Genomic DNA, 19,931 nt, shown 5'->3' on the forward strand with positions numbered 1-19,931 from the left:
TTGACTTATTTTAGGATGTGCAGTAAAATGAAAATGATTCTGGCAGTCCGGGCAAATCGGATGGGAATGGTGAGGCAAGATCGAATGCATACAAAAAGGTCGCGGGACGGTGAAAACGAAAAAAAGAACAAGAGATTCGGTACAACCTTGCCGTTTCGTCTTATTTTGACGGCTGCGGCTTTCCTAGTCCTTTTGGCGACGGTTGTGTTTTGCCTGTGGGACTGGGAATCGTTTTCTTCTGCCAATTTTTTATGGGGCGGCTTTTTGCTGGCCTGTTTCACACTCCTGCTTTTTGTGCTCTTTTTTCTGTATCTCTGGGCAAAAGGGCAGAAATAAAAAAAGTTTCATCAGAAGCGAATCAAAAAACGAAATAAAGGCGGCATGACGTTTTGGTCATGCCGCCTTTATTTCGTTTTTGAATCAATGCCTAAAAGCCAGTCCGTGGTAACACCCAATGCATCCGCAATAATCGGCAATTCAAAATCCGGCACAAGCCTTTTTCCCGTCTCGATCCGGCTGACTGCCATTTGCCCCATCTGCAAGCCCCGCAGTTGAAGCCTGGCAGCCAGGATTTCCTGGGACATTTTCGCCTGCTTGCGGGCCTCTTTGATGCGTTCCCCTGAAATATTGCACCGTTCGCCTAATGTGTAAAGCCGCATAGTCACCCCACCGCTAATCATCTTTTCCATATTTATTCTTGACAATACCACGAACAGTAGATACAATTATAAAAAAGATGATTAACAAGTGGTTTTTCCTAGGGGGCATTTCTCATGAAACGGATTTGAGGAGTACAAGGCTATGCAGAAAGGCAGTCTGATCGTCACAACAAAAAAAGTGCAGATTGTGCGTTTGGCCATCCTCGCCGTCAGCTTTCCCTTTTTCTATTTTATCGGAATCTACTGCTTGAATAATCCGGCGGCCTTTCGCCCGATCAGCCGCACTTGTTATGAATCGTTTTCCTATCTCTTCGGCACTGTGCTGATCGCCTTTCCCATTGTCGCCATTTTGACGGTTTGGAAAAGCCAGTCGTCTTACGTGGCGGTGTATGAAACCTGTGTGGAGGGCTGTACCGCATTCAAAGGGACCAAATTCCATTTGCCCTTTTCCGCGATTCAATCCATTTATGCGGCTAAGCACCGTTTGTTTATCCAGACAAAGGACAAGACCTATGCGGTTACGGCAATGGCAAACCGGGACCAGGCCATATTGGAAATTCAAAAGAGAATCCCCCCAGCGCCTTAACGCGACAAAACCGATGGAGGTTTTTTGTGGACGAAAAAGCAGGGAGGCAGAGCTAAATAAGCTCTGCCTCCCTGCTTTATGCCTGTTTTTTTATTCTTTGTCCGGCTTTTTCGCTGCCACGAGCAGCATCATCGGCCGACGAAGTTCCTCTTTCATGTCGGGAACAGCGGCGAGCAGCTCCGGCGCAGGCATTGGCTCTACAACGGAGGAAATCGAGAAGCCCGCGTGCATAAGGCTGTTTAGGTACGTAGTCAGCGTCCTATGGTACTTGACCACTTCCTCTCCCAAGAAATGAGCGGTACGCCTTCCCTCTTCGAAATACCGGTCCACCGGCCAGTGCAGGCGGTTTCCCGCTTCGTCGCAATACCAGTCCTGTGTGCCAAACGCGGTAAAGACCGGATGCTCCACGGAAAAGACAAAATCTCCGCCTCCAGTCAAACACCGGGCGACGTTTCGGCAAAGCAGCGAAAAATCCTGCACATAATGAAAGGCGAGGGAACTGATAACCACGTCATAGGCATTCTCCGGATATGCGTAATCCTCAATGGACCCGCGGCGGTATTCTACCTCCGGCGCCGGGTTGCGCTTCTCGGCTTCTGCAAGCATCCGCTCGGATAGGTCGATTCCCAGCACGTGCTTCGCTCCGTTCTCCGCCGCATACCGGCAATGCCACCCAAACCCGCAGCCCAGATCCAGCACTCGCTTTCCACGAAAATCCGGCAGAAGCTTTTGCAGTTCATGCCATTCGCCCGCGCCTTCCAATCCCTGCACAGAGCGGGACATCCGGCTGTATTGTTCAAAAAATGCTTTGTCGTCGTATTTGTTCTCTTTCATGAAGTTCTCCTTATCACCCGGTCTTGGATTATACCGGGTATTGTCTTAATCGAGCGGCGTTCAGCGCATAAACGGGTAAACGGGCAGGTTGCGCACCACCAAGAAAACCACCACCAAGCCGGTAAAAACCAGCGCGTACGCCCCCGCGTGACGAAGGCGCGGCGGCCGGTATTCCCGGCGAAAGCACCCGGCCAGAAGCCAGATCCACGCGAACAGGACGACCGCCGCCATCAGGACCACCAGCGGGTTATAATAGACCGCCTGCCCGATCTGGCCATGGAGAAGGGATTCGATTGCCCTGGTCCCCCCGCAGCCCACACAGCGAAATCCCGTCACGCGATAAAAAAAACATGGCGGGAAAATTCCCACCAGTTTGGCCGGCGTCCACGAAAACCACAAAGCCGCTCCTATGTACAGCGCGGCGCTCCCGCCGCATACCCATGCGTTTCCCTTCCTTGTTCTCCATAAAAAGTTGGAAATGCGGTGTCCCCTCATCGGTTCCTCCTCTGTACCCTAACGCCCAAACCGTTTGGGCGGCAAAATATACCCGATCTGCCGGTCGGAAATGTCCGCGTCCGCCATAATCTGGCCCGGCGTTTCCTCCATCATCCGGGAAAGCAGGCTTTCCGGAATTCCCTGGGCAAAAAGCAGCTCCCGGATTGCAAGCAGGTCCGCCCCCCGCCTGCCGTACGCCTCATGGGCGTCGGATGCCAGGCAGTCGATGGCGTCCGCCCGCAGCATGGCCTGCGCCAGCTTCATCGGCTGAGGGCCGAACGCGCCCAGCAGACTTTGAGCCGTCACCTGCAGCACTGCCCCCTTCTCCAAAAGAAGATTCGGAATGTCATAGTTCTCCTGAAAATAGGCATACCGCTCCGGATGAGCGATTACTGGAATCAAATCTTGATCGAAAATCAACTCAATGTAATCAAATACATCCTCCATAGGGATGGGAGAAAAGGGCATTTCGGCCAGCAGATACCGGGTTCCGCCCAAAGAAAGCCTTTTTAACTCGTCCCGGCGGGTATACAGCTCCGGCCGCATAGCTACCTCGGCGCCCAACCGAATCTCCAGGGACAGCCCTCTTTCCATCAAGCCGCTTTTCAAGAGCGCAAGCCGCGCCTCCCGCTTTTCCAGAAAAGCGTCGGCAGCCGTCACATCATAAAAATGAGGGGTGGCCACAATGGTTTTTACTCCACTTTCCGCCGCTGCGGCGCACATTTCGAGGGACTCTTCCAGAGAAGAAGCCCCATCGTCCATTTCAGGAAGAATATGCGTGTGGATATCGACCATCGAGGTCACCCCCTCGGTTTGCTGCTCAGTTATTTCTTTCTGGAAGAGGCCGGCGACTTGGATGCCGACGAGGAAGAAGAGGTCTCCGGCTCGGATGGAGCCGTGCCGTCCTCATAAATAAACTCGTGCATCAGCAGACCGTTTTCCTTGGTGTCATAGTCTACGGTAGAAAGCATTTGGCCGTTTACCTCATGGGACCCGTACTTCCAGGTATTGTCCACCGGCAAACGGAATTCCTCCACCGGGTATTGCAGATAGGTCATGGAATTATAGGCAAGCGAGAGAACCTCGTTTGTGGGAATGTTGGTCTTTACATGGGGCAAAACCGAATTCGCCAGCCCCACAATCTTGAACACATCCATATTCTTCGCGCTCTTTACCACCGCCTGAATCACGTTGCGCTGGCGCTGGGTGCGCTGGAAGTCGTCGCCCGCCATTTTACGGATACGGGCGTAAGACAAGGCCGCGTTGCCGTCGAGCAGGTTGACGCCCTCGTGCAGTTCGCCCAAAGTGCCGTAATAGTTTTCGTCCAGATGATCGACCTCCGCTTGGGTCAGCTCGATTTCCACGCCGCCCAGAGTATCCACCACCTGCTCAAACATCTCGAAGTTGACGATGGCGTACTTATCAATCTTGAAATTGTAATTGTACTCGATGGTGTCCATCAAAAGCTCCGGCCCGCCCAGGGTATAGGCATGGTTGAGCTTCATGTCGTAGTAGCCGGGAATGGTCACCCAACTGTCGCGCATCAGAGAAACCATTTTCAGCTTTTGATGGGTGTTGTCCAGCGAGACGATAATCATGCTGTCGGTGTTGCCCGCCAAACTCTCGGTGCGGGAATCCACGCCGATGAGCAGGACGTTGTACACGTCTTCGTCGATCACTGCCAGGTCCGGCATGGACTGGTCGGAATTGAGCGGCACCGACGGCCAGGAAGGCGTGGGCACCTCCGAACCGGTTCTGCCCACAATCACCCACACGACGATGACCACCGCAATGATCGCCAGAACAATCAGACCCAGACATCCAAGGGTTGTATATTTCGCAACTTTCTTTCCAGATTTTTTTTCATTACCCAGCTCGTTAAGATCTACTTCGTCGTTTTTCTTCTTCATAACGGCTCCTTTTTTCACAGTATTTCTTTTTTGGACGGCGATATGTATCCGCGTGTAAAATCTCGCCGAAAAACCGTTCCCCTCTATGAAAACTGGGCCTTTCTTCCCAGTTCGTCCTTCCTCATATTTTTCTATTATGCATTTATCCAAAGAAAATTACAAGTCTTTTTTTCTCAAAATAGATGGAAATTACGCGGGATTTGCTTGATTTCTCGTTTTTTTTACAACTCGGATACACCGTCCGCTTCCTCCTTCTCCAGAGCGAACACCAGATGCGGCATATCCATATGGTAATAATGCTTCACCATTTTACCAATAGGTTTCATCCCCAGCCGGCGTGCCACCTGCTGGGATGCGTGGTTCGTTTCCCGGATGATGGACACCACCCGGCTGGCGCCCAACTGCTCAAAGGCATAGCGCTTACAGCCCCGAGCTGCCTCGGTGGCATACCCGTTGTGCCAGGCGCTGCGTTTGAACAGGTACCCAATTTCAATTTCCTGCCCGCGGCCCGTCTCCTGCCAGGTAAGCCCTGCCTGGCCCACAAACTCGCCGGTATCCTTTCGCTCCACCGCCCACAGGCCGAAGCCGTCGCTCCGGTACCGCTCCAGCTGACGTTCGAGCCAATCTCGCACCTCCTCGTCGGAAAAGGCATGCTCATAGGCGTACATGGCTTTCTCATCCTGCAAAATCGTACAGAGATTCTGAAAATCGGCTTTGGTCATCTCCCGCAGCCGCAGCCGCCTGGTTTGTAAAATTTCCTTCATCTATATTTCCTCCCAACACAAGGTCAGGCCCGCTTCCCTGCATTTCCCAGGAAGCGGGCCTTTTCTCTATTTGGTTTGTCCGTAATAGGCGCCGGGGCCGTGCTTGCGCAGAAAATGCTTGTCAAGCAGCGCTTGCTGCATAGGTGCACGGGCGGCACCCTGGGGCAGCGCTTCGGTATGCCAAGCCATCATGGCCACCTCTTCAAGGACCACGGCGTTGTGCACCGCATCCTCCGGGGTGCTTCCCCAAGTGAAAGGCCCGTGGGCTTTTACTAAAACCGCAGGGACTTGCTGAGGATCAATTCGTTTCTTTTGAAAGGTCTCCACCATCACCCGGCCGGTTTCCAACTCGTATTCCCCATGGATTTCCTCTTCGGTGAGGGCCCTGGTGCAGGGAACCGGGCCGTAGAAGGCGTCGGCGTGGGTGGTGCCGTAGGCGGGAATATCCCGTCCAGCCTGGGCCCAGATGGTGGCCCAGCGGGAATGGGTATGGACGACGCCGCCCAGAGACGGGAACTTCCGGTAAAGCTCCAGATGGGTGGGGGTATCGGAGGAGGGATGCAGGCTCCCTTCCACCACGTCGCCCTGAAGGCTGACCACCACCATGTCCTTAGCCGTCATCTCCTCATAGGAGACGCCGGAGGGCTTGATGACCATCAGGCCCGACGCCCGGTCGATGCCGGATACGTTTCCCCAGGTAAAGACCACCAGGCCGTGGGCCGGCAGCTGCAAATTGGCGGCAAAGACCTGCTCCTTGAGTGCTTCCAGCATGTCTCGTTCCTCCGCTTTCTCAGGATTTGAGCTTCCAATAGAGATCATTCCACATCAGTTCCTTCTCCAGCTCTTCGAGCTTGGTATCCTTGCCGATGTGAACAAATTCGATGTCCATAATCCGGGCGAAATCCCGCATAATCTCCGCGTCCAGCCCGTAGCTTAGAACGGTGTGGTGAGCGCCGCCCGCCAAAATCCAGGCTTCCGCAGAGGTGGTCAGATCCGGCAACGGTTTCCACATGACCTGGGCCACCGGGAGCTTGGGCATCTCCTCAAAGGGGGCGGCGGCATGGACGTCGTTGACGATCATGCGCATCCGGCCGCCCATATCCACCAGGCTGATGACGACGGCATCCCCTTCCCCGGTCTTGAAGGTCAGGCGGGCCGGGGGTTCCCGGTCTCCAATGCCCAGAGGATGGACCTCAATGCAGGGCTTGGTTACCGCGATGTCCGGGTCCACCTCCAGCATATGGGCACCCAGGACGCCCTGGTTTTGCGGATCCATATGATAAGTGTAGTCCTCCATAAAGGCGGTGCCGCCGGAAAGGCCCGTGCTCATGAGCTTGACAATCCGGTGAAGGGCGGCGATCTTCCAGTCCCCTTCCCCGCCGAAGCCGTAGCCGTCGGCCATCAGGTTTTGCACCGCAAGGCCGCCCAGCTGCCGAAGCTGCTGCAGGTCCTGGAAGTTGTCGGTAAAGGCGCCGAAGCCGCCCACCTCCAGGAACTTGCGCAGAGCCACTTCCAGCTTCGCCTGGTAGCGCACCGCGTCCAAATCGTCGGTTTTCAAATCGTACCGCTCCCGGTATTCCTTCATTTTAGCGTCCACCTGGGCTTCGGTCACCCGGTCGACGATGCTGACTAAGTCTCCCACGCCCCAGGAATTGACCGACCAGCCCAGCTTGATCTGGGCTTCCACCTTGTCCCCTTCGGTGACGGCCACCTCGCGCATATTGTCCCCGAACCGGCACACCTTCAGCCGACGGCTCTCATAAGCGCCGATGGCCGCGCGCATCCAACGCCCAACCCGGGCGCGGGTGGTTTCGTCTCCCCAGTACCCGGCAACGACCTTGCGGGGCATGCGAAGCCTGGCGCCGATAAAGCCGTGCTCCCGGTCCCCGTGGGCGGACTGGTTGAGATTCATGTAATCCATGTCGATGTCGTCAAAGGGAATATCCCGGAGAAACTGGGTGTGCAGATGCAGCCAGGGTTTCGATAGCCTCGTCAGCCCCCCGATCCACATTTTCGACGGCGAAAAGGTGTGCATCCAGGTGATGACGCCCACGCAGGATTCGTCCGCGCTGGCTTTGGTCATCACGTCGGTAATTTCCCCCGCGTTTCGCACCGCCGGCATACACACCACCCTGCCGGGAACCGACGGGTCCTCGTCGAGAGCCTTGGCGATGATCCTGGCGTGGTCGTTTACCTGGCGGACCACCTCGGCCCCGTATAAATCCTGGGTGCCGGCGATGAACCAAAAGGTGTACTGCTGTTCCATGGGTAATTCCCCCTTTTTCAAATAGACCCTTGCAATCCGCCGGACAGGCGGATATTTTATCGAGAGCGGTCAGTCCGCCTGCTTTTTGAGGGCCTTGAGCCGCTTCATCACGTCGTTTTCCCCACGGCCGAAATAATCGTGGAGGCGTTTGTATTCCGTGTACAGCCGGTCGTACACCTGAGCGTGCTCCGCCACCGGCTCATACGCTGCTTCTTTTACCTTGCCCATCCGGCGCGCCGCGTCGAACACGTCAGCAAAACCGCCCGCGTCCTTCCCGGCGGCTACCGCGGCGAAGATGGCGCTGCCCAGCGCCGGGCCCTGTTGGGAGCCTGCAATGCGCACCGGCATACGCAGCACGTCCGCATAAATCTGCATAGCCATGGGATCCTTCTGGCTGATGCCGCCCGAGGCGTAAAACTCGTCCACCGGCACCCCGTTTTCCCGGAAGGTTTCCACGATCATACGGGTGCCGTAGGCGGTGGCTTCAATGAGGGCGCGGTAGATTTCCTCCGGCTTTGTCTGCAGGGTCATCCCCAGGATCAGGCCGGTTAGGTCCACGTCCACCAGCACGGAGCGGTTGCCGTTGAACCAGTCCAACGCCAGAAGGCCGCTTTCCCCGGGCTTGAGCCTCTGGGCCTTTTGACGCAGATAGGTGTGGATATTCTGTCCCTTCGCCTTCGCGTCCTCCACATAGGCCGCGGGCAGGCAATTGTCCACAAACCAGGCGAAATGGTCCCCCACGCAGGACTGGCCCGCCTCATAGCCGAAGTAGCCCGGCATCACCCCGTCGGCCACTACGCCGCACATGCCCGGGACCTTACGTTCTTCCCTACCCATGAGGATATGGCAGGTGGAGGTGCCTATAATGGCAAGGAGCTTGCCCGGCCCGTCGATGCCCACCGCCGGCACGCACACATGGGCGTCCACATTGCCTACCGCCACCGCCGTCCCCGGGTTTAAACCGGTGAGCGCTGCGGCCTTTTGGGTGATTTCCCCGGCCTTTTGGCCTAAGGGGGAGATGGTTCTGGAAAGCTTTTCGTCCACCACACGGCGAAGACGTTCGTCCAATGCAGCAAAAAAGTCCTCCGACGGGTACCCTTCCCGCTTCGACCAGATTTCCTTATACCCGGCGGTGCAGGAATTGCGGGTTTCCACGCCGGTCAGCTGCCAGACGATCCAGTCCGCCGCCTCAATAAACCGGTCCATGGCCTCGTACACCCCGGGGGCCTCGTCTAGAATCTGCCACAGCTTTGGGATGGCCCACTCGGACGAGATCTTGCCTCCGTACCGGGCCAGAAAGGTTTCTCCCCGTTCCTCGGCAATGGCGTTGAGACGGTTTGCCTTGTCCTGCGCCGCGTGATGCTTCCACAGCTTTACGTAGGCGTGGGGCTCGTCTTTCCACTGGGGGAGGAAACAAAGAGGCGTGCCGTCCGCTTTCACCGGAAGGACGGTACAGGCGGTAAAATCCGTCCCGACGCCGATCACGTCGTCAGGCGATACGTCCGCCTCCCGGAGCACCGCCGGAATGGTATGCCCCAGCGCCTCCAAATAATCCTGCGGGTTCTGGAGAGCCCAATCCTGAGGCAGCCTGCGGCCGCTGGGCAGCTGCTCGTCCATTACCCCATGGGGATACTCGTAAACGGCGGCTGCGGCCTCCCGCCCGCTTGGCACCTCCAAAAGCACCGCCCTTGCGGACAATGTCCCAAAGTCCACCCCAATGGTGTATTTCATGTCGTCTCTTCCTCTCAAATGTATGGTTCTATTTCCAAGGCTGTTTCACACGAAAAAAGGGCGCCAGGTCCGCACATCCGCAGATCCGGCGCCTTTTTTACAAAGCAGCCCTTTTTCACCCGATCCAAGCGGTTTGGCTATTCGACAAAGCCCATCCCCTTCTTGAGAACCTGCTTCATCTTTTCCTTATGCTCTCCAGTGATCCCCCTGGATATGGTATACTCCGCCCCAAAAGTATTGCCCGGCTGCATGGTTGCCTTCATCTTCTCCAGATAATCGTCCAGAGAGCAGATCCGCTTCGCCGGGTTGCCGGCGTAAACACCGCCGGAGGGCAGGTCCTTGGTTACCACGCTGTTGGCCCCCACGATCACCCGGTCCCCAATCCTGCAATTGGGAAGAACCGTACTGTTGGCCCCGATAAATACCTGGTTTCCGATGGTCACCAAGCCGATCTTCGTGTACCCCAGAAACATCTTCGTACTGGCGTCATGGGCCAGAATGTGTACCCGGGGCGCCAGCGTTACATCGTCGCCGATGGTAATCAGCCAGCAGTGGGACGGGTCGAGGATGCAGCCCTTTTGGGGCTGAAAGTTCTTTCCCACCGTCAGGCCCCGCTCGACGAGCACCGCAAGCGGCGTCTCCCCGCGCAGCTTGGCCGCGACGGCAGCCTTTTGCTTTCCGATCCAGCTCATAGTGTTCTTCCTTCTTCCTTACAACTGGGACGCCGTCCTTCCGATTTCGGGCGGCAAATCCTAGACATGCATTACATTTATATGGAATATTCGCTCATTTTCCATTTAGTTGTTCTGTCAATCCTTACAAGATAGAAAGAGAAATATCTATTTGTCCATACGGTTGTTCGTACATTTCTATCGTAAATTATAACAGTCCAATCCGCGCTGGTCAAGGTGAAATTTTCAAGGTGCATGTAGAAAAATGGGGACGATTTTTTACTTTTTGAACAATTGTAATAAATGCGTAGCCGCTAGCTGGACCCCGGTCTTGCCCGAATGGAAGTTAAGCCCTCCCTGCATCCAGACGGCATAGGGCTCCCTGAGCGGCGCATCGGCGGACAGTTCAATGGACGCGCCCATGGTAAAGGCCCCCGCCGCCATAATAACCTGGCTGTCATAGCCGGGCATGTCCCAGGGCTCGGGGGTGACGAAGGCGTCGATGGGCGCTCCCGCCTGCATGCCCTGGCAGAAGGCGATGAGGTTTTCCGGAGTCTGAAGCTTCACGGCCTGGATGATATCGTGACGCTCCTCCAAGGGCTCGGGAGTGACCGCGAAGCCCAGCTCCTTCATAAGCCCGGCGGCGAACACGGCGGTTTTCAGCGCTTCGCCGGTGACGTGAGGGGCATGGAACAGACCCAGAAACAGCTCCCTGGTGTGCCCGAGGGTGGCGCCGATTTCCCGGCCCACCCCGGCGGTGGTGTGCCGGCAGGCGCACAGCTCGATCAAATCCGACCGGCCGGCGATGTAGCCACCGGTGGGGGCCACGCCGCCGCCCGGGTTTTTGATAAGAGATCCCGCCATCAGGTCGGCGCCGTAGGCGGTGGGCTCCGCCTCGTCCACAAATTCGCCGTAGCAATTGTCCACCATCACCACCACGCCCGGCTTCTTTTTCTTGACGAACCGGGCGATTTCCCCGATGGTCTTGGCCGACAGGCTTTTTCGAAGGGTATAGCCCCGGGAGCGCTGGACATACACCATCTTTACCGCGTCGTCGAGGGCCTGTTCGATCCCGTCGTAATCCGGCTCCCCATCCTCTTTGAGGGCCACCGAATCAAAGGCGATACCGAAATCTTTCAATGAGCCCTGGCCGCTTCCGCGCAGGCCAATGACCGAATGGATGGTGTCGTAGGGAATGCCGGTGACGGAAAGCATTTTATCTCCCGGACGCAGCACGCCGAAGAGGGCCACCGACAGGGTATGAGTGCCGGACAGAAAAGAATGGCGCACCAGGGCATCCTCGGCGTCCATGGCGTCGGCGAACACCCGGTCGAGCACTTCCCGGCCCCGGTCTCCGTAGCCGTAGCCGGTGGAAGGGACAAAGTGGGATTCGCTGACCCGGTTCTCGATAAAGGCGCACAGCACCTTCTGCTGGTTTTGCTCGGTCTGCCGGTCAATCCGGTCAAAGGCGGGGGCGCAGGCGCAAAGGGCACGCTCGGACGCCTCCGCCACCTCAGGAGCGATGTGAAAATACGGTTTTTGCAGCATAGGTTCCTCCATTTGTCCCGCCGGCCTCTTTTCCCTGGGAAGAGGCGCACCGCGGGATCCTCTCAATTTTGTATACCGGGCCGGGTTTCGGCCCCACGGGAAAAACCCCGTATGCCGGTTTCCGAAAAAGCGGCGGATACGGGGAAGGAAGGTCACATTTTGTCGATACCAAAGGCATAAAAGGCGGTCCGGGTGCTTACGCTCCCACCCGGCCTACGTAACAGTGGACAAAGTTTGGCAAAAGGAGCGCCCCGCCGGTTTCATACCGGTCGAACAGACTGCCAACCGCATTTACAAAACGGGCATAGTGCCCTTCGTCCGGCTTTGGCGCGTAAGAGGAGGATAGGCTCAGGCCGAGAAACCCTTCCCGGTCACAGCGAAAGTCATTGGGATGGCGGATAAAGGTATACCGGCCATCCTGAAAAAAGCAACGGCACATTTCCTGCAGCATGGCGCTGCCGGCCAGGGTTTCCACGTTCTTTTGACAGATTTCTTCGCACAAGCGGTTATTGTCCCGAACTACCGGCGCGCTGTCGTCCAAAAAGTTCCAGATCAGCGTCACCCTGCCGCCGGGTTTCAGAATCCGCCGGCACTCGTCCCGAAACTGCATGGGGTCGAACCAATGGAAGGCCTGGGCAACCGAAACGCCGTCCACACTTTGGTCTCTTAGTCCCGTATGTTCCGCCGAACCGGCCACCGCGTGAAACTGCACGAATCCATGCAATTCCCGCTTGGCCGTTTCCCGCATATCGAAGTTTGGCTCCACTGCATACACGGTAGCCCCCCTGGACAAAAGAAGCCCGCTGAAAATCCCCGTTCCTGCGCCGATGTCGGCAATCACTGGGCCTTCTTTCACAAACACCAGGCGTAGAAGAGCGTCCACCAGAGGTCCGGGATAGGACGGCCTCCATCTGGCATATTGGTCCGCCCTTCCGCTAAAAAGCTGTTTGCTGTCCATCGGCTTCTCCCTTCCCGGCCGGCCGCAGAAAGGCGTATTCTTCCAAGGGTTCAAAACCCAGCGACCGATAAAAGGCTTCGTTCTCGCTTGCATCGCGCAGCAGGAATACCTGCTTGCCCGCTTTTTGCAGGGTTTCGCTCATGGCGTCTACCAAAGCTCGTCCATATCCGCGGCCTCGGTACTCCGGCACTACCGCCACCGCGCAAAGAAGCGCCTGCCCTTCGCTTTCCCCCGCCGTCATGGCGCAGCCCACCGGGCCGCCGCCCTCACAGGCCGTTACCGCCCGGATGAGCCCCCGGCGCAGCTTGTGGGACACGTCCACATACCAGCCGTCAAAGGGAGGCAGCCGGATGCTGGCACCCGTGCAGGTTTTCAGCAGGGCGTACAGGGTGCGGGGGGACGGGGCCCAGTCTAGGGCAAGCCCGGTTTCGGCGGGAAAAACCTGCTTTTTCCGCCGGAGCAGGACGGCGGTCTGCGCTCTGAAAAAGGGCAGCCGCCGCGCCGCTGCACACTTGCACAGCAGGGTTTCAAACCCCGCCGCCTGCAAAAAGAGAGCCAGTTCCCCGGCGTCGAACCCGTCCCTGGCCACCAGCGTCATTTGTCCGTCCAGCCGTCCCATTACCGCAACGGGTTCTTTCTCCGTCTGCTGCACCCACAGGTCGAAAAACAGGGATGAAAGCCCGTAAGCGGCGGCGTTGACCGCCAGGCGGGGGAAAAGCGGGTCCTCCTGCAAAAAAGCCAGGGTCTCTAAACTCTCAGCATCCTCGATATGACGGATCATCCCTTTGCCAGTTCCATCGCCAAGGCCCGCAGCAGGGACAGCGTGCTTTCCAGGTCGCTTTGGGCGATGACGCCGGCGGGCGCGTGCAGGTACCGGCAGGGCACCGACAGAGCGGCGGTAGGCACGCCGGCACGGCTTTTGTGGATGGCACCCGCGTCGTTGCCGCCGGTGACCGCGGCCTTGGGCTGGCAGGGAATGTTGTGGGCCTTGGCGAGGGCAAACGCCAGGTCGTACATCTGTTTATCGTAAATGGTGTGCCCGTCCATAAAGGAAACGGCCACGCCCTGTTTGAGCCGGCAGACCTGGTCTTTCGGCTCCACCCCGGCAATATCCGCCGCCGTGGTGGCTTCCACCACAATGGCCGCATCCGGCGCAACCCCATAGGCGGCCGTGCCTGCGCCCCGCAGGCCCACTTCCTCCTGCACGGTGAACACGGCGGTCAGGTCATAGGGAAGGTCCTCCTTGAGCAGCGCCAAAAGCACCGCGCAGCCCGCTCGGTCGTCCAAGGCTTTTGCCTTGACGCACCCGTCCCCAAACGGGGAAAACGCCGTGTCCCACACGGCAAAGTCCGGGATCGCGACCAGGCGCTGGGCCTCTTCCCGGGTATCGGCGCCGATGTCGAAAAAGAGCTTGTCCAAGTCGGGCGCTTTTACACGCTCCTCGCTGTCTAAGAGATGGACCGGAGCGCCGGCCACCACGCCGGGGACTTTCTGTTCCCCGATGAGCACCCGGCGGCCGAATAAAACCCGCGGGTCGATGCCGCCCACCGTGGAAAACCGCAAAAGGCCGTTTTCTTCCACGTGTGTGACGACAAAACCCACCTCATCCATATGGGCGGACACCATGACCTTTTTCTTGGCCCGGCATCTGCCCTGTTTTTCTACAATCAGGTTTCCAAGGCCGTCCACCCGGCAGCGGGCCACACCGTCGAGCTTGGAAAGAAGGAAATCGCGCACCGCTTCCTCCCGGCCAGAAACGCCGGGCAATTCACAGAGGGTTTTAAGGGTGTCAAGCATCGCTGCATTCCTCCTTTGTCAGGTAAAGGGCCAAAAGCCGGGCGGTGTTTTCCAAATCCTCCAGGTCAATGACCTCCACCGGCGTATGCATGTACCGCTGGGGGATGGAAATGAGCCCGGTGGGGCAGCCCGCCTTGGAAACGGCGATGCAGTCTGCGTTGGTGCCGGAGTCCGCCCCCATGATTTCCGTTTGATAGGGGATGCCCGCTTCCTTGGCAAGGGCGCACAGGCGGGTAAAAATCGGGTAGGAAAGCACCGGCGCATAGCCGATCATGGGGCCCTTCGACAACTGGCCGCACTTGTGCTTGGCCGAGTCCGGCGTAAAGGCAAAGCTTACATCCAGGGCGATGGCCTCGGTGGCCTCCGACTGGAAGGCCCCTGCCTGGGCCCCCGCCTGCCCGGTCTCCTCCTGGACGGAAAACTGCACGGTGATGCGGGTCTTATGGTCTTTCGGCAGCAGAGACAGCGCCCGGAGAATGGCGGTGACGCAGGCCCGGTCGTCCAGCGCCTTGGAGGTCACCCGGCCGCCGGCCAGACGGCAGGGGCTGCTTTTAACCGTCACCCGGTCGCCCGGCCTTACCAGCTTTTTAAGGGCTTCCCCGGAAAGGCCCGTGTCAATCCAGGCGTCCGCCAGGGCCGGGACCTTTTTGCGCTCCTCGGCCTTGCTCAGATGCGGGGGCACCGCGCAAAAGATTCCGTCCACCGGCTCCTTGCCCCAGATGGTAACCTCCCGGTCGGGTAAAGTCCGCAGGTCCACCCCGCCGGTTTTGTCCACCCGGACAAAGCCGTCCTCCAGATGGGTGACGATCATGCCGATTTCGTCAATGTGGGCGTCGAGCAGCACATGGCGGGTATATCTCTCTGGAACGATCTCCCCGATCACGTTACCCAGCGCATCGGTACGCACCCGTGCGTACCGGCCCAGCTCCTCTGCGGCGAGCGCAGCCGCTTCTCCCTCCGCCCCGGCGGGGCCTACGGCCGCGCACAGGGAAAAGAGAACCTGCTTGGTATCCATGGTTTTGTTCCTCTCCTTCTGCGTAACGTCCGGCGCTTTTTTATATAAGCGTGCGGACCAGCTCTTTGAAATGATTGCCGCGGGCGGCAAAGTTCGGGTATAAATCGAAGCTGGCGCAGGCGGGAGACAAGGTCACCACGTCGCCGGGCTTTGCCTCGGCCTTCGCCGCGCTCACCGCTTCTTCCATATCCCGTACCCGCAGGATGGGGGTTTTCATCTCGTCAAAGTCCGGGCAGGCGCGTACCGCTTGCTCGATTTTGTCCGCCGTGGCCCCCATTAAAATCAGCCGCTTGACGTATTTGGCCACCGCCGGGCCTAAAGTGTCAAAGGGGATGTGCTTATCGTACCCGCCGGCGATGAGGATGACCTTCTCGGGGAAGGCCTTGAGCCCCGCAATGGTGCGGGTGGGGCTGGAGGCGATGGAGTCGTTGTACCAGCGTACCCCGTCCTTCTCCCGCACCAGCTCAATGCGGTGCTCCACTCCGCCGAAGGTTTCCGCCGTGGTGCGCATGGCAGTCAAGTCCACGTCCCCCCAAACGGCACAGATGGCGGCCAGGTAGTTTTCCACATTGTGGTCGCCGGGCAGCTTGATGGCGGCCCGCTCAAAAAGGCGCTCCGGTTTCCCGTTGCGGGAGAAATAGAGAAAGCCGTCCTCTCCCAGATACGCGCCGGTGCGCACCGGCCTGGTGCGGGAAAAAAGAAGGGTGTCCCCCCTGGTTTCCATAGCAAAGGAGGCGGTAATGGCGTTGTCCACGTTAAGTACCGTACGGGAAAAGCCAGTCTGGTGCAAAAACAAGTTGCGCTTGGCGTCGATATACTCCTGCATATCCTTATGGATGTCCAGGTGGTTGGGGGCTACGTTGGTCACCACCGCCACCTGGGGACTCTGGCGCATGGAAATGAGCTGAAAGGAGGAAAGCTCCACTACCGCATAGTCCTCCTCCTTCATCTCCATCACCTTGGGCAGCAGCGGCGCGCCGATGTTCCCGCCCAACCAGACGGTATGACCCTGGGCCTTGAGCATCTCGGCGATCAGGGTGGTGGTGGTGGTCTTTCCGTCCGACCCGGTCACCCCGATAAGCTTCGCCGGGCACAGGTCGAAAAAGACCTCCATTTCCGAGGTGACCGTCACCCCGTCGGCCCGGTACCCGGCCAGCTGCGGCAGCGTATAGGGCATGCCGGGGGTACGGAAGATGATGTCGGCGTCCAGGTTTTCCAGATAGTCCGGGCCGGTTTTGAGCACGGCGCCCAGCTTTTGCAGATGGCCCGCCGCCTCTCCCAGGGCCTCCGGCTCTCGTTTGTCACAGGCGGTGACCTTCGCCCCGTACCGGCAAAGCAGCTCGATGAGGGGGCGGTTGCTTACCCCGATGCCGCACACGGCTATCTTTTTCCCCTTAAGGCTTTGAAAAAACGTTTCGGCTGACTGACGCATACGCTCTTTGCTCCGTTTCTCCGCGCACAGGCTTGCCAAACAGCGGGCATCCCCCTCTCTGCGCGGGAAGAGCGGGATAGAATATAAAGTCATAGTCCACCCAATCCACCTGTAGATCCGGGCGGTTCTTTTCCCGGGAACCATTGGGCAAAGCGGCGGGCTGTCACTTGGCTATAATACTTTATTATATGTGTTTTACAGGAAAAATTCAACGCGCATACCGTCTTTTTCCCGCAAAGCCAAGCTGCGGGCTCAAATGCGCAATTTATCCGACTGTTTTGCGTAAAAAGCACGCATATACCTTATTATAATAGAAAGCCCCCGGAAAGGTTCTTTTTTCCTCTCCGGGGACCGCAAAAAACAAAAAAAATAAGGCCGCCCCCACTATTGCAGGGACAGCCCTTTATGGTGGACGCTAACGGACTTGAACCGCTGACCTTCCGCACGTCAAGCGGAAGCTCTACCAGCTGAGCTAAGCGTCCAAACAGAACTTGTCGTTTTTGCGACGAAGATTATTATATAGCATGTGTCCATAAAATGCAAGTCTTTTTTCGCAAAAGCGACGCAAATAATTCATAAATTTGGGGAATCCGGCGCTCCTTCCGTTTTCAGGGCGGATTCTTTGCATATTCCTTCCTTGCTTGTCCCACACTAATACCGGCAGCCGGGCGGAAAAACGCGCGGCGATAGAAACTTTGCTTTTGCGAAAGGAGTTTAAATCTATGATATACCGAACCGACCTGGCCATTGAGGCCGCCGAGCTTGCGGGGACGAAAACCCCGCCTGGGGTGGAGTCCAGCGAGGAAATGCGCGGCGACGCGAAAATCACCCGCATCCGGGTAGTAAACGAAGAGGGCGCCAGTGCCATCGGCAAGCCGGTGGGCAACTATGTGACCATCGAGCTGCCGCCTTTCTCGGAAATGTCGGAAGAGATCGACGAGAAGCTTTCCGCCGTGGCCGACTGCCTCAAAGAGCTGCTGCCCCCGGAGGGTCCCGTTCTGGTAGCGGGCATCGGAAACGCCGAAACCACCCCCGACGCCTTAGGCCCTGACGCTTGCTCCTCCATCCTGGCCACCCGCCACATCCGCGGGGAAATCGCCCGGGCCGCGGGCTTAGAGGGGCTTCGCCCGGTGGCGGTGCTGGCGCCGGGGGTTTTGGGGCAGACGGGCATTGAGACCGGCGAACTGCTGGCCGCGGCAGTCGAACACATCAAGCCTGCCGCCGTCATCGCCATCGACGCGCTGGCCTCCCGCAGCCTCTCCCGCCTGGGTTGTACCGTGCAGCTGGCGGACACCGGCATTTCCCCGGGGTCGGGCGTGGGCAACAAGCGCAAGGAGCTCAGCCGGGAAACCCTTGGGGTGCCGGTCATTGCCATGGGGGTGCCCACGGTGGTAGACGCTATGACCCTGGCCGCCGACCTTCTGGGCGAGGAGGACGCCGACCGGCTCCTAGAGAAGGTACAGCCGGACGGCCGGGCCATGATGGTCACCCCCAGGGAGATCGACATGCTCATTGACCGGGCGGCGTTCCTTTGCTCCCTTGCCGTCAATACCGCTTTGCAGCCCACTCTCACCCCCGACGACATCTTAGCGCTAGTCTCCTAATTTTCCTTGGCCCGGCCCTTCTTTTTTTCGCCGCTATGCAAGAAAAACAGCTCTTATTCCACCCATTTAGCGGGAATGATAGGCAGGCCCTTTTTCAGCCTTTCAGATTAGTGCAATTTGACGAAGCTCTTGAAAATCTGCACAAATCCAAATCCAAATTTTGTTGCTTTCTCTAGTTTTCTATTTCCTTCCATTTAAAAATTACAACCCTGTCATTTCTGTTACAAAATTGTAACAATGCACAGAAAGGAAATGCGACCTTTGGTTTTTTTGACTTAAAAATGGTCGAATTCAAAAAAACGCCGTCGTTTTTTCCAAATCAAAAAAACGAAAAAAAACCGCGTTACTTTCCAATCGCACGAGTTCCTTATGTAGCAAAACGTCAAAAACTTTGGCAGGTTTGAACAAATCCAAGCACCCGCAATCGTTTGACAGACCTGGGTTTGCGAGGCTATAATCAAACTCGTTCGAAAAAAACAGAAGTCAAAATGCGTTATTTTTTCTTTCTGTGAAGCGCCCAAAACCGGCGGCTTCGCAAATACAGAGTAAGGAGCGTTGGTATGACCGAAATGCAACGAGTGCGCAAGCTCTTATCCCGCTTGTGTACTTCGCGCCTCTTTCCGGTGACCCTTTTGGGGGCCACATGCGTCATAGCTCTCGTCTGGGGATTTCTTGAGCTTAAACCGGTCCGTGTCTACGACGGCGTCACCGACACCACGGTGTACACCTCCTCGGCGCAGCCGAATATCATCCTGGGAAAGGCCGGCATCCTGCCGGGCGAAGACGATCTGGTGGATACCCGCCACAACGCAGACGGCAATCTGGAGATCACTTACATTCGCGACGGCGCCTTCGACCTTTCTTCCCTCACCCAAAGCAGCGCGGTCAGCGTTTCCTATTACGGAACGCTCGCTCAATACACCCAGGAATCCGCCGCACCGGAAACGGTGACGGTGGAAATCGAATCCTCCATTCCCTACGGAACCGTGACGCAGGAAACGAGCCTGCTAAACGCAGGCGAGGTACGTGTGAAGAGCGCAGGCGTGGCCGGCGTGAGCGTAGCCCGTTACGAGCAGACCATGGTAAATGGCAAAATCGTCAAATCGGTAAAGCTGGGCGAGGAAGTGGTCAGCGAGCCGGTGGATGAAGTGGTGCAGATGGGCACCTATGTGGCCCGCAATCCCAGTCTGGTCAGCCAACTGACCGGTTCGGGCGGCGCAGTAATGACCTCGGCGGATGTGCCGTGCTTCTCCCTGCTCACCCCCTCTTCTCCCATTGAGCTGGACGCAAACGGCTATCCGGTCCATTACAGCCGGGTTATCACCGGCCCCGGCACGGCTTATACGGCCGCGCCCGGCAAGGGCACCGCTTCGGGACGCCCTGCCATGCAGGGCCATGTGGCGGTGGACCCCAAGGAAATCCCCTACGGTACGGAGCTGTATATCGTGTCCGCGGACGGCAAGTTCGTCTACGGCTACTGCATCGCGGCGGACACCGGCGGCTTTGTTCACACCACCAACATTGTGGCCGACCTGTATTTCTCCAACATGAGCGACATTTACAGCTTCGGCAAACGCGACGTGCTCATCTTTGTGCTTAACTAAGAGCGCGCGCAACACCCCATACAGACGAGACAAGGGCCGGACGCTTTGGGGGGGCCG

20 protein-coding genes and 1 tRNA gene are annotated in these 19,931 nt (G+C 57.7%); 4 read left to right on the top strand and 17 right to left on the bottom strand.

The window, feature by feature from the left end:
• The first annotated feature begins 27 nt into the window (after positions 1 to 27).
• On the top strand, positions 28 to 336 hold the full coding sequence (locus tag WMO26_RS06620; RefSeq protein ID WP_349219089.1) for a hypothetical protein: 309 nt from the start codon (positions 28 to 30) through the stop codon (positions 334 to 336).
• A gap of 68 nt (positions 337 to 404) precedes the next feature.
• On the opposite strand, the gene WMO26_RS06625 is transcribed toward WMO26_RS06620, so the two are convergent.
• The gene (locus tag WMO26_RS06625) at positions 405 to 689 is read right to left on the bottom strand and encodes a helix-turn-helix domain-containing protein (protein WP_349219090.1); all 285 of its coding nucleotides are present in this window, start codon (positions 687 to 689) and stop codon (positions 405 to 407) included.
• 112 nt (positions 690 to 801) lie between these two features.
• On the opposite strand from WMO26_RS06625, the gene WMO26_RS06630 reads away from it, so the two are divergent.
• Complete coding sequence (locus tag WMO26_RS06630) at positions 802 to 1,245, top strand: hypothetical protein (RefSeq protein WP_349219092.1); 444 nt, start codon at positions 802 to 804, stop codon at positions 1,243 to 1,245.
• 90 nt (positions 1,246 to 1,335) lie between these two features.
• Here the strand turns inward: WMO26_RS06630 and WMO26_RS06635 are convergent, their stop codons facing one another.
• The 16 genes from WMO26_RS06635 to WMO26_RS06710 form a co-directional block, all read right to left on the bottom strand.
• Positions 1,336 to 2,079, bottom strand: a complete 744-nt coding sequence (locus WMO26_RS06635) for a class I SAM-dependent methyltransferase (protein ID WP_349219094.1) — start codon at positions 2,077 to 2,079, stop codon at positions 1,336 to 1,338.
• A 60-nt stretch (positions 2,080 to 2,139) separates the two neighbouring features.
• Positions 2,140 to 2,574: a DUF2752 domain-containing protein gene (locus WMO26_RS06640; protein ID WP_349219096.1), complete on the bottom strand. Its 435-nt coding sequence runs from the start codon at positions 2,572 to 2,574 to the stop codon at positions 2,140 to 2,142.
• Between the two features lie 18 nt (positions 2,575 to 2,592).
• The gene (locus WMO26_RS06645) at positions 2,593 to 3,369 is read right to left on the bottom strand and encodes a tyrosine-protein phosphatase (RefSeq protein ID WP_349219098.1); all 777 of its coding nucleotides are present in this window, start codon (positions 3,367 to 3,369) and stop codon (positions 2,593 to 2,595) included.
• 29 nt (positions 3,370 to 3,398) lie between these two features.
• Positions 3,399 to 4,484, bottom strand: coding sequence for an LCP family protein (locus WMO26_RS06650; protein ID WP_349219099.1), 1,086 nt, complete (start codon positions 4,482 to 4,484; stop codon positions 3,399 to 3,401).
• A 221-nt stretch (positions 4,485 to 4,705) separates the two neighbouring features.
• Positions 4,706 to 5,248 carry a GNAT family N-acetyltransferase gene (locus WMO26_RS06655; protein WP_349219101.1) on the bottom strand — a complete coding sequence of 181 codons (543 nt, stop codon included), beginning with the start codon at positions 5,246 to 5,248 and terminating at the stop codon, positions 4,706 to 4,708.
• 66 nt (positions 5,249 to 5,314) lie between these two features.
• Complete coding sequence (gene araD, locus WMO26_RS06660; RefSeq protein WP_349219103.1) at positions 5,315 to 6,019, bottom strand: L-ribulose-5-phosphate 4-epimerase; 705 nt, start codon at positions 6,017 to 6,019, stop codon at positions 5,315 to 5,317.
• 19 nt (positions 6,020 to 6,038) lie between these two features.
• Positions 6,039 to 7,514: an L-arabinose isomerase gene (araA, locus tag WMO26_RS06665; RefSeq protein WP_349219104.1), complete on the bottom strand. Its 1,476-nt coding sequence runs from the start codon at positions 7,512 to 7,514 to the stop codon at positions 6,039 to 6,041.
• A 69-nt stretch (positions 7,515 to 7,583) separates the two neighbouring features.
• Entirely contained in the window at positions 7,584 to 9,245 is a 1,662-nt protein-coding gene (gene araB, locus WMO26_RS06670) for a ribulokinase (RefSeq protein WP_349219106.1), read from the bottom strand.
• Between the two features lie 137 nt (positions 9,246 to 9,382).
• Complete coding sequence (locus WMO26_RS06675) at positions 9,383 to 9,937, bottom strand: acyltransferase (protein ID WP_349219107.1); 555 nt, start codon at positions 9,935 to 9,937, stop codon at positions 9,383 to 9,385.
• Positions 9,938 to 10,195: 258 nt separating this feature from the next.
• Entirely contained in the window at positions 10,196 to 11,464 is a 1,269-nt protein-coding gene (locus WMO26_RS06680) for a methionine gamma-lyase family protein (protein WP_349219108.1), read from the bottom strand.
• 196 nt (positions 11,465 to 11,660) lie between these two features.
• A complete protein-coding gene (locus WMO26_RS06685; protein WP_349219110.1) occupies positions 11,661 to 12,422 on the bottom strand; it encodes a class I SAM-dependent methyltransferase in 762 nt (253 codons plus the stop codon).
• Positions 12,400 to 13,203: a GNAT family N-acetyltransferase gene (locus tag WMO26_RS06690; RefSeq protein ID WP_349219112.1), complete on the bottom strand. Its 804-nt coding sequence runs from the start codon at positions 13,201 to 13,203 to the stop codon at positions 12,400 to 12,402. Before WMO26_RS06690 ends, WMO26_RS06685 begins: the two co-directional genes overlap by 23 nt.
• The gene (locus WMO26_RS06695) at positions 13,200 to 14,219 is read right to left on the bottom strand and encodes a M42 family metallopeptidase (RefSeq protein ID WP_349219114.1); all 1,020 of its coding nucleotides are present in this window, start codon (positions 14,217 to 14,219) and stop codon (positions 13,200 to 13,202) included. The genes WMO26_RS06690 and WMO26_RS06695 overlap by 4 nt, the downstream gene beginning before the upstream one ends.
• Complete coding sequence (locus WMO26_RS06700; RefSeq protein ID WP_349219116.1) at positions 14,212 to 15,234, bottom strand: M20/M25/M40 family metallo-hydrolase; 1,023 nt, start codon at positions 15,232 to 15,234, stop codon at positions 14,212 to 14,214. The genes WMO26_RS06695 and WMO26_RS06700 overlap by 8 nt, the downstream gene beginning before the upstream one ends.
• A gap of 40 nt (positions 15,235 to 15,274) precedes the next feature.
• Entirely contained in the window at positions 15,275 to 16,666 is a 1,392-nt protein-coding gene (gene murD / locus WMO26_RS06705) for a UDP-N-acetylmuramoyl-L-alanine--D-glutamate ligase (protein ID WP_349219117.1), read from the bottom strand.
• 406 nt (positions 16,667 to 17,072) lie between these two features.
• Positions 17,073 to 17,148, bottom strand: a tRNA-Val gene (locus WMO26_RS06710).
• A 240-nt stretch (positions 17,149 to 17,388) separates the two neighbouring features.
• Here WMO26_RS06710 and gpr point away from each other — a divergent pair.
• Together gpr and WMO26_RS06720 are read left to right on the top strand one after the other, a co-directional pair.
• Positions 17,389 to 18,270, top strand: a complete 882-nt coding sequence (gene gpr, locus WMO26_RS06715) for a GPR endopeptidase (protein WP_349219119.1) — start codon at positions 17,389 to 17,391, stop codon at positions 18,268 to 18,270.
• A gap of 560 nt (positions 18,271 to 18,830) precedes the next feature.
• Complete coding sequence (locus WMO26_RS06720; RefSeq protein ID WP_349219120.1) at positions 18,831 to 19,874, top strand: G5 domain-containing protein; 1,044 nt, start codon at positions 18,831 to 18,833, stop codon at positions 19,872 to 19,874.
• The last annotated feature ends 57 nt before the right edge of the window (positions 19,875 to 19,931 follow it).

Origin of the sequence: Solibaculum intestinale, from assembly GCF_040096205.1 — a bacterium.
Taxonomy (GTDB): domain Bacteria; phylum Bacillota; class Clostridia; order Oscillospirales; family Acutalibacteraceae; genus Solibaculum_A; species Solibaculum_A intestinale.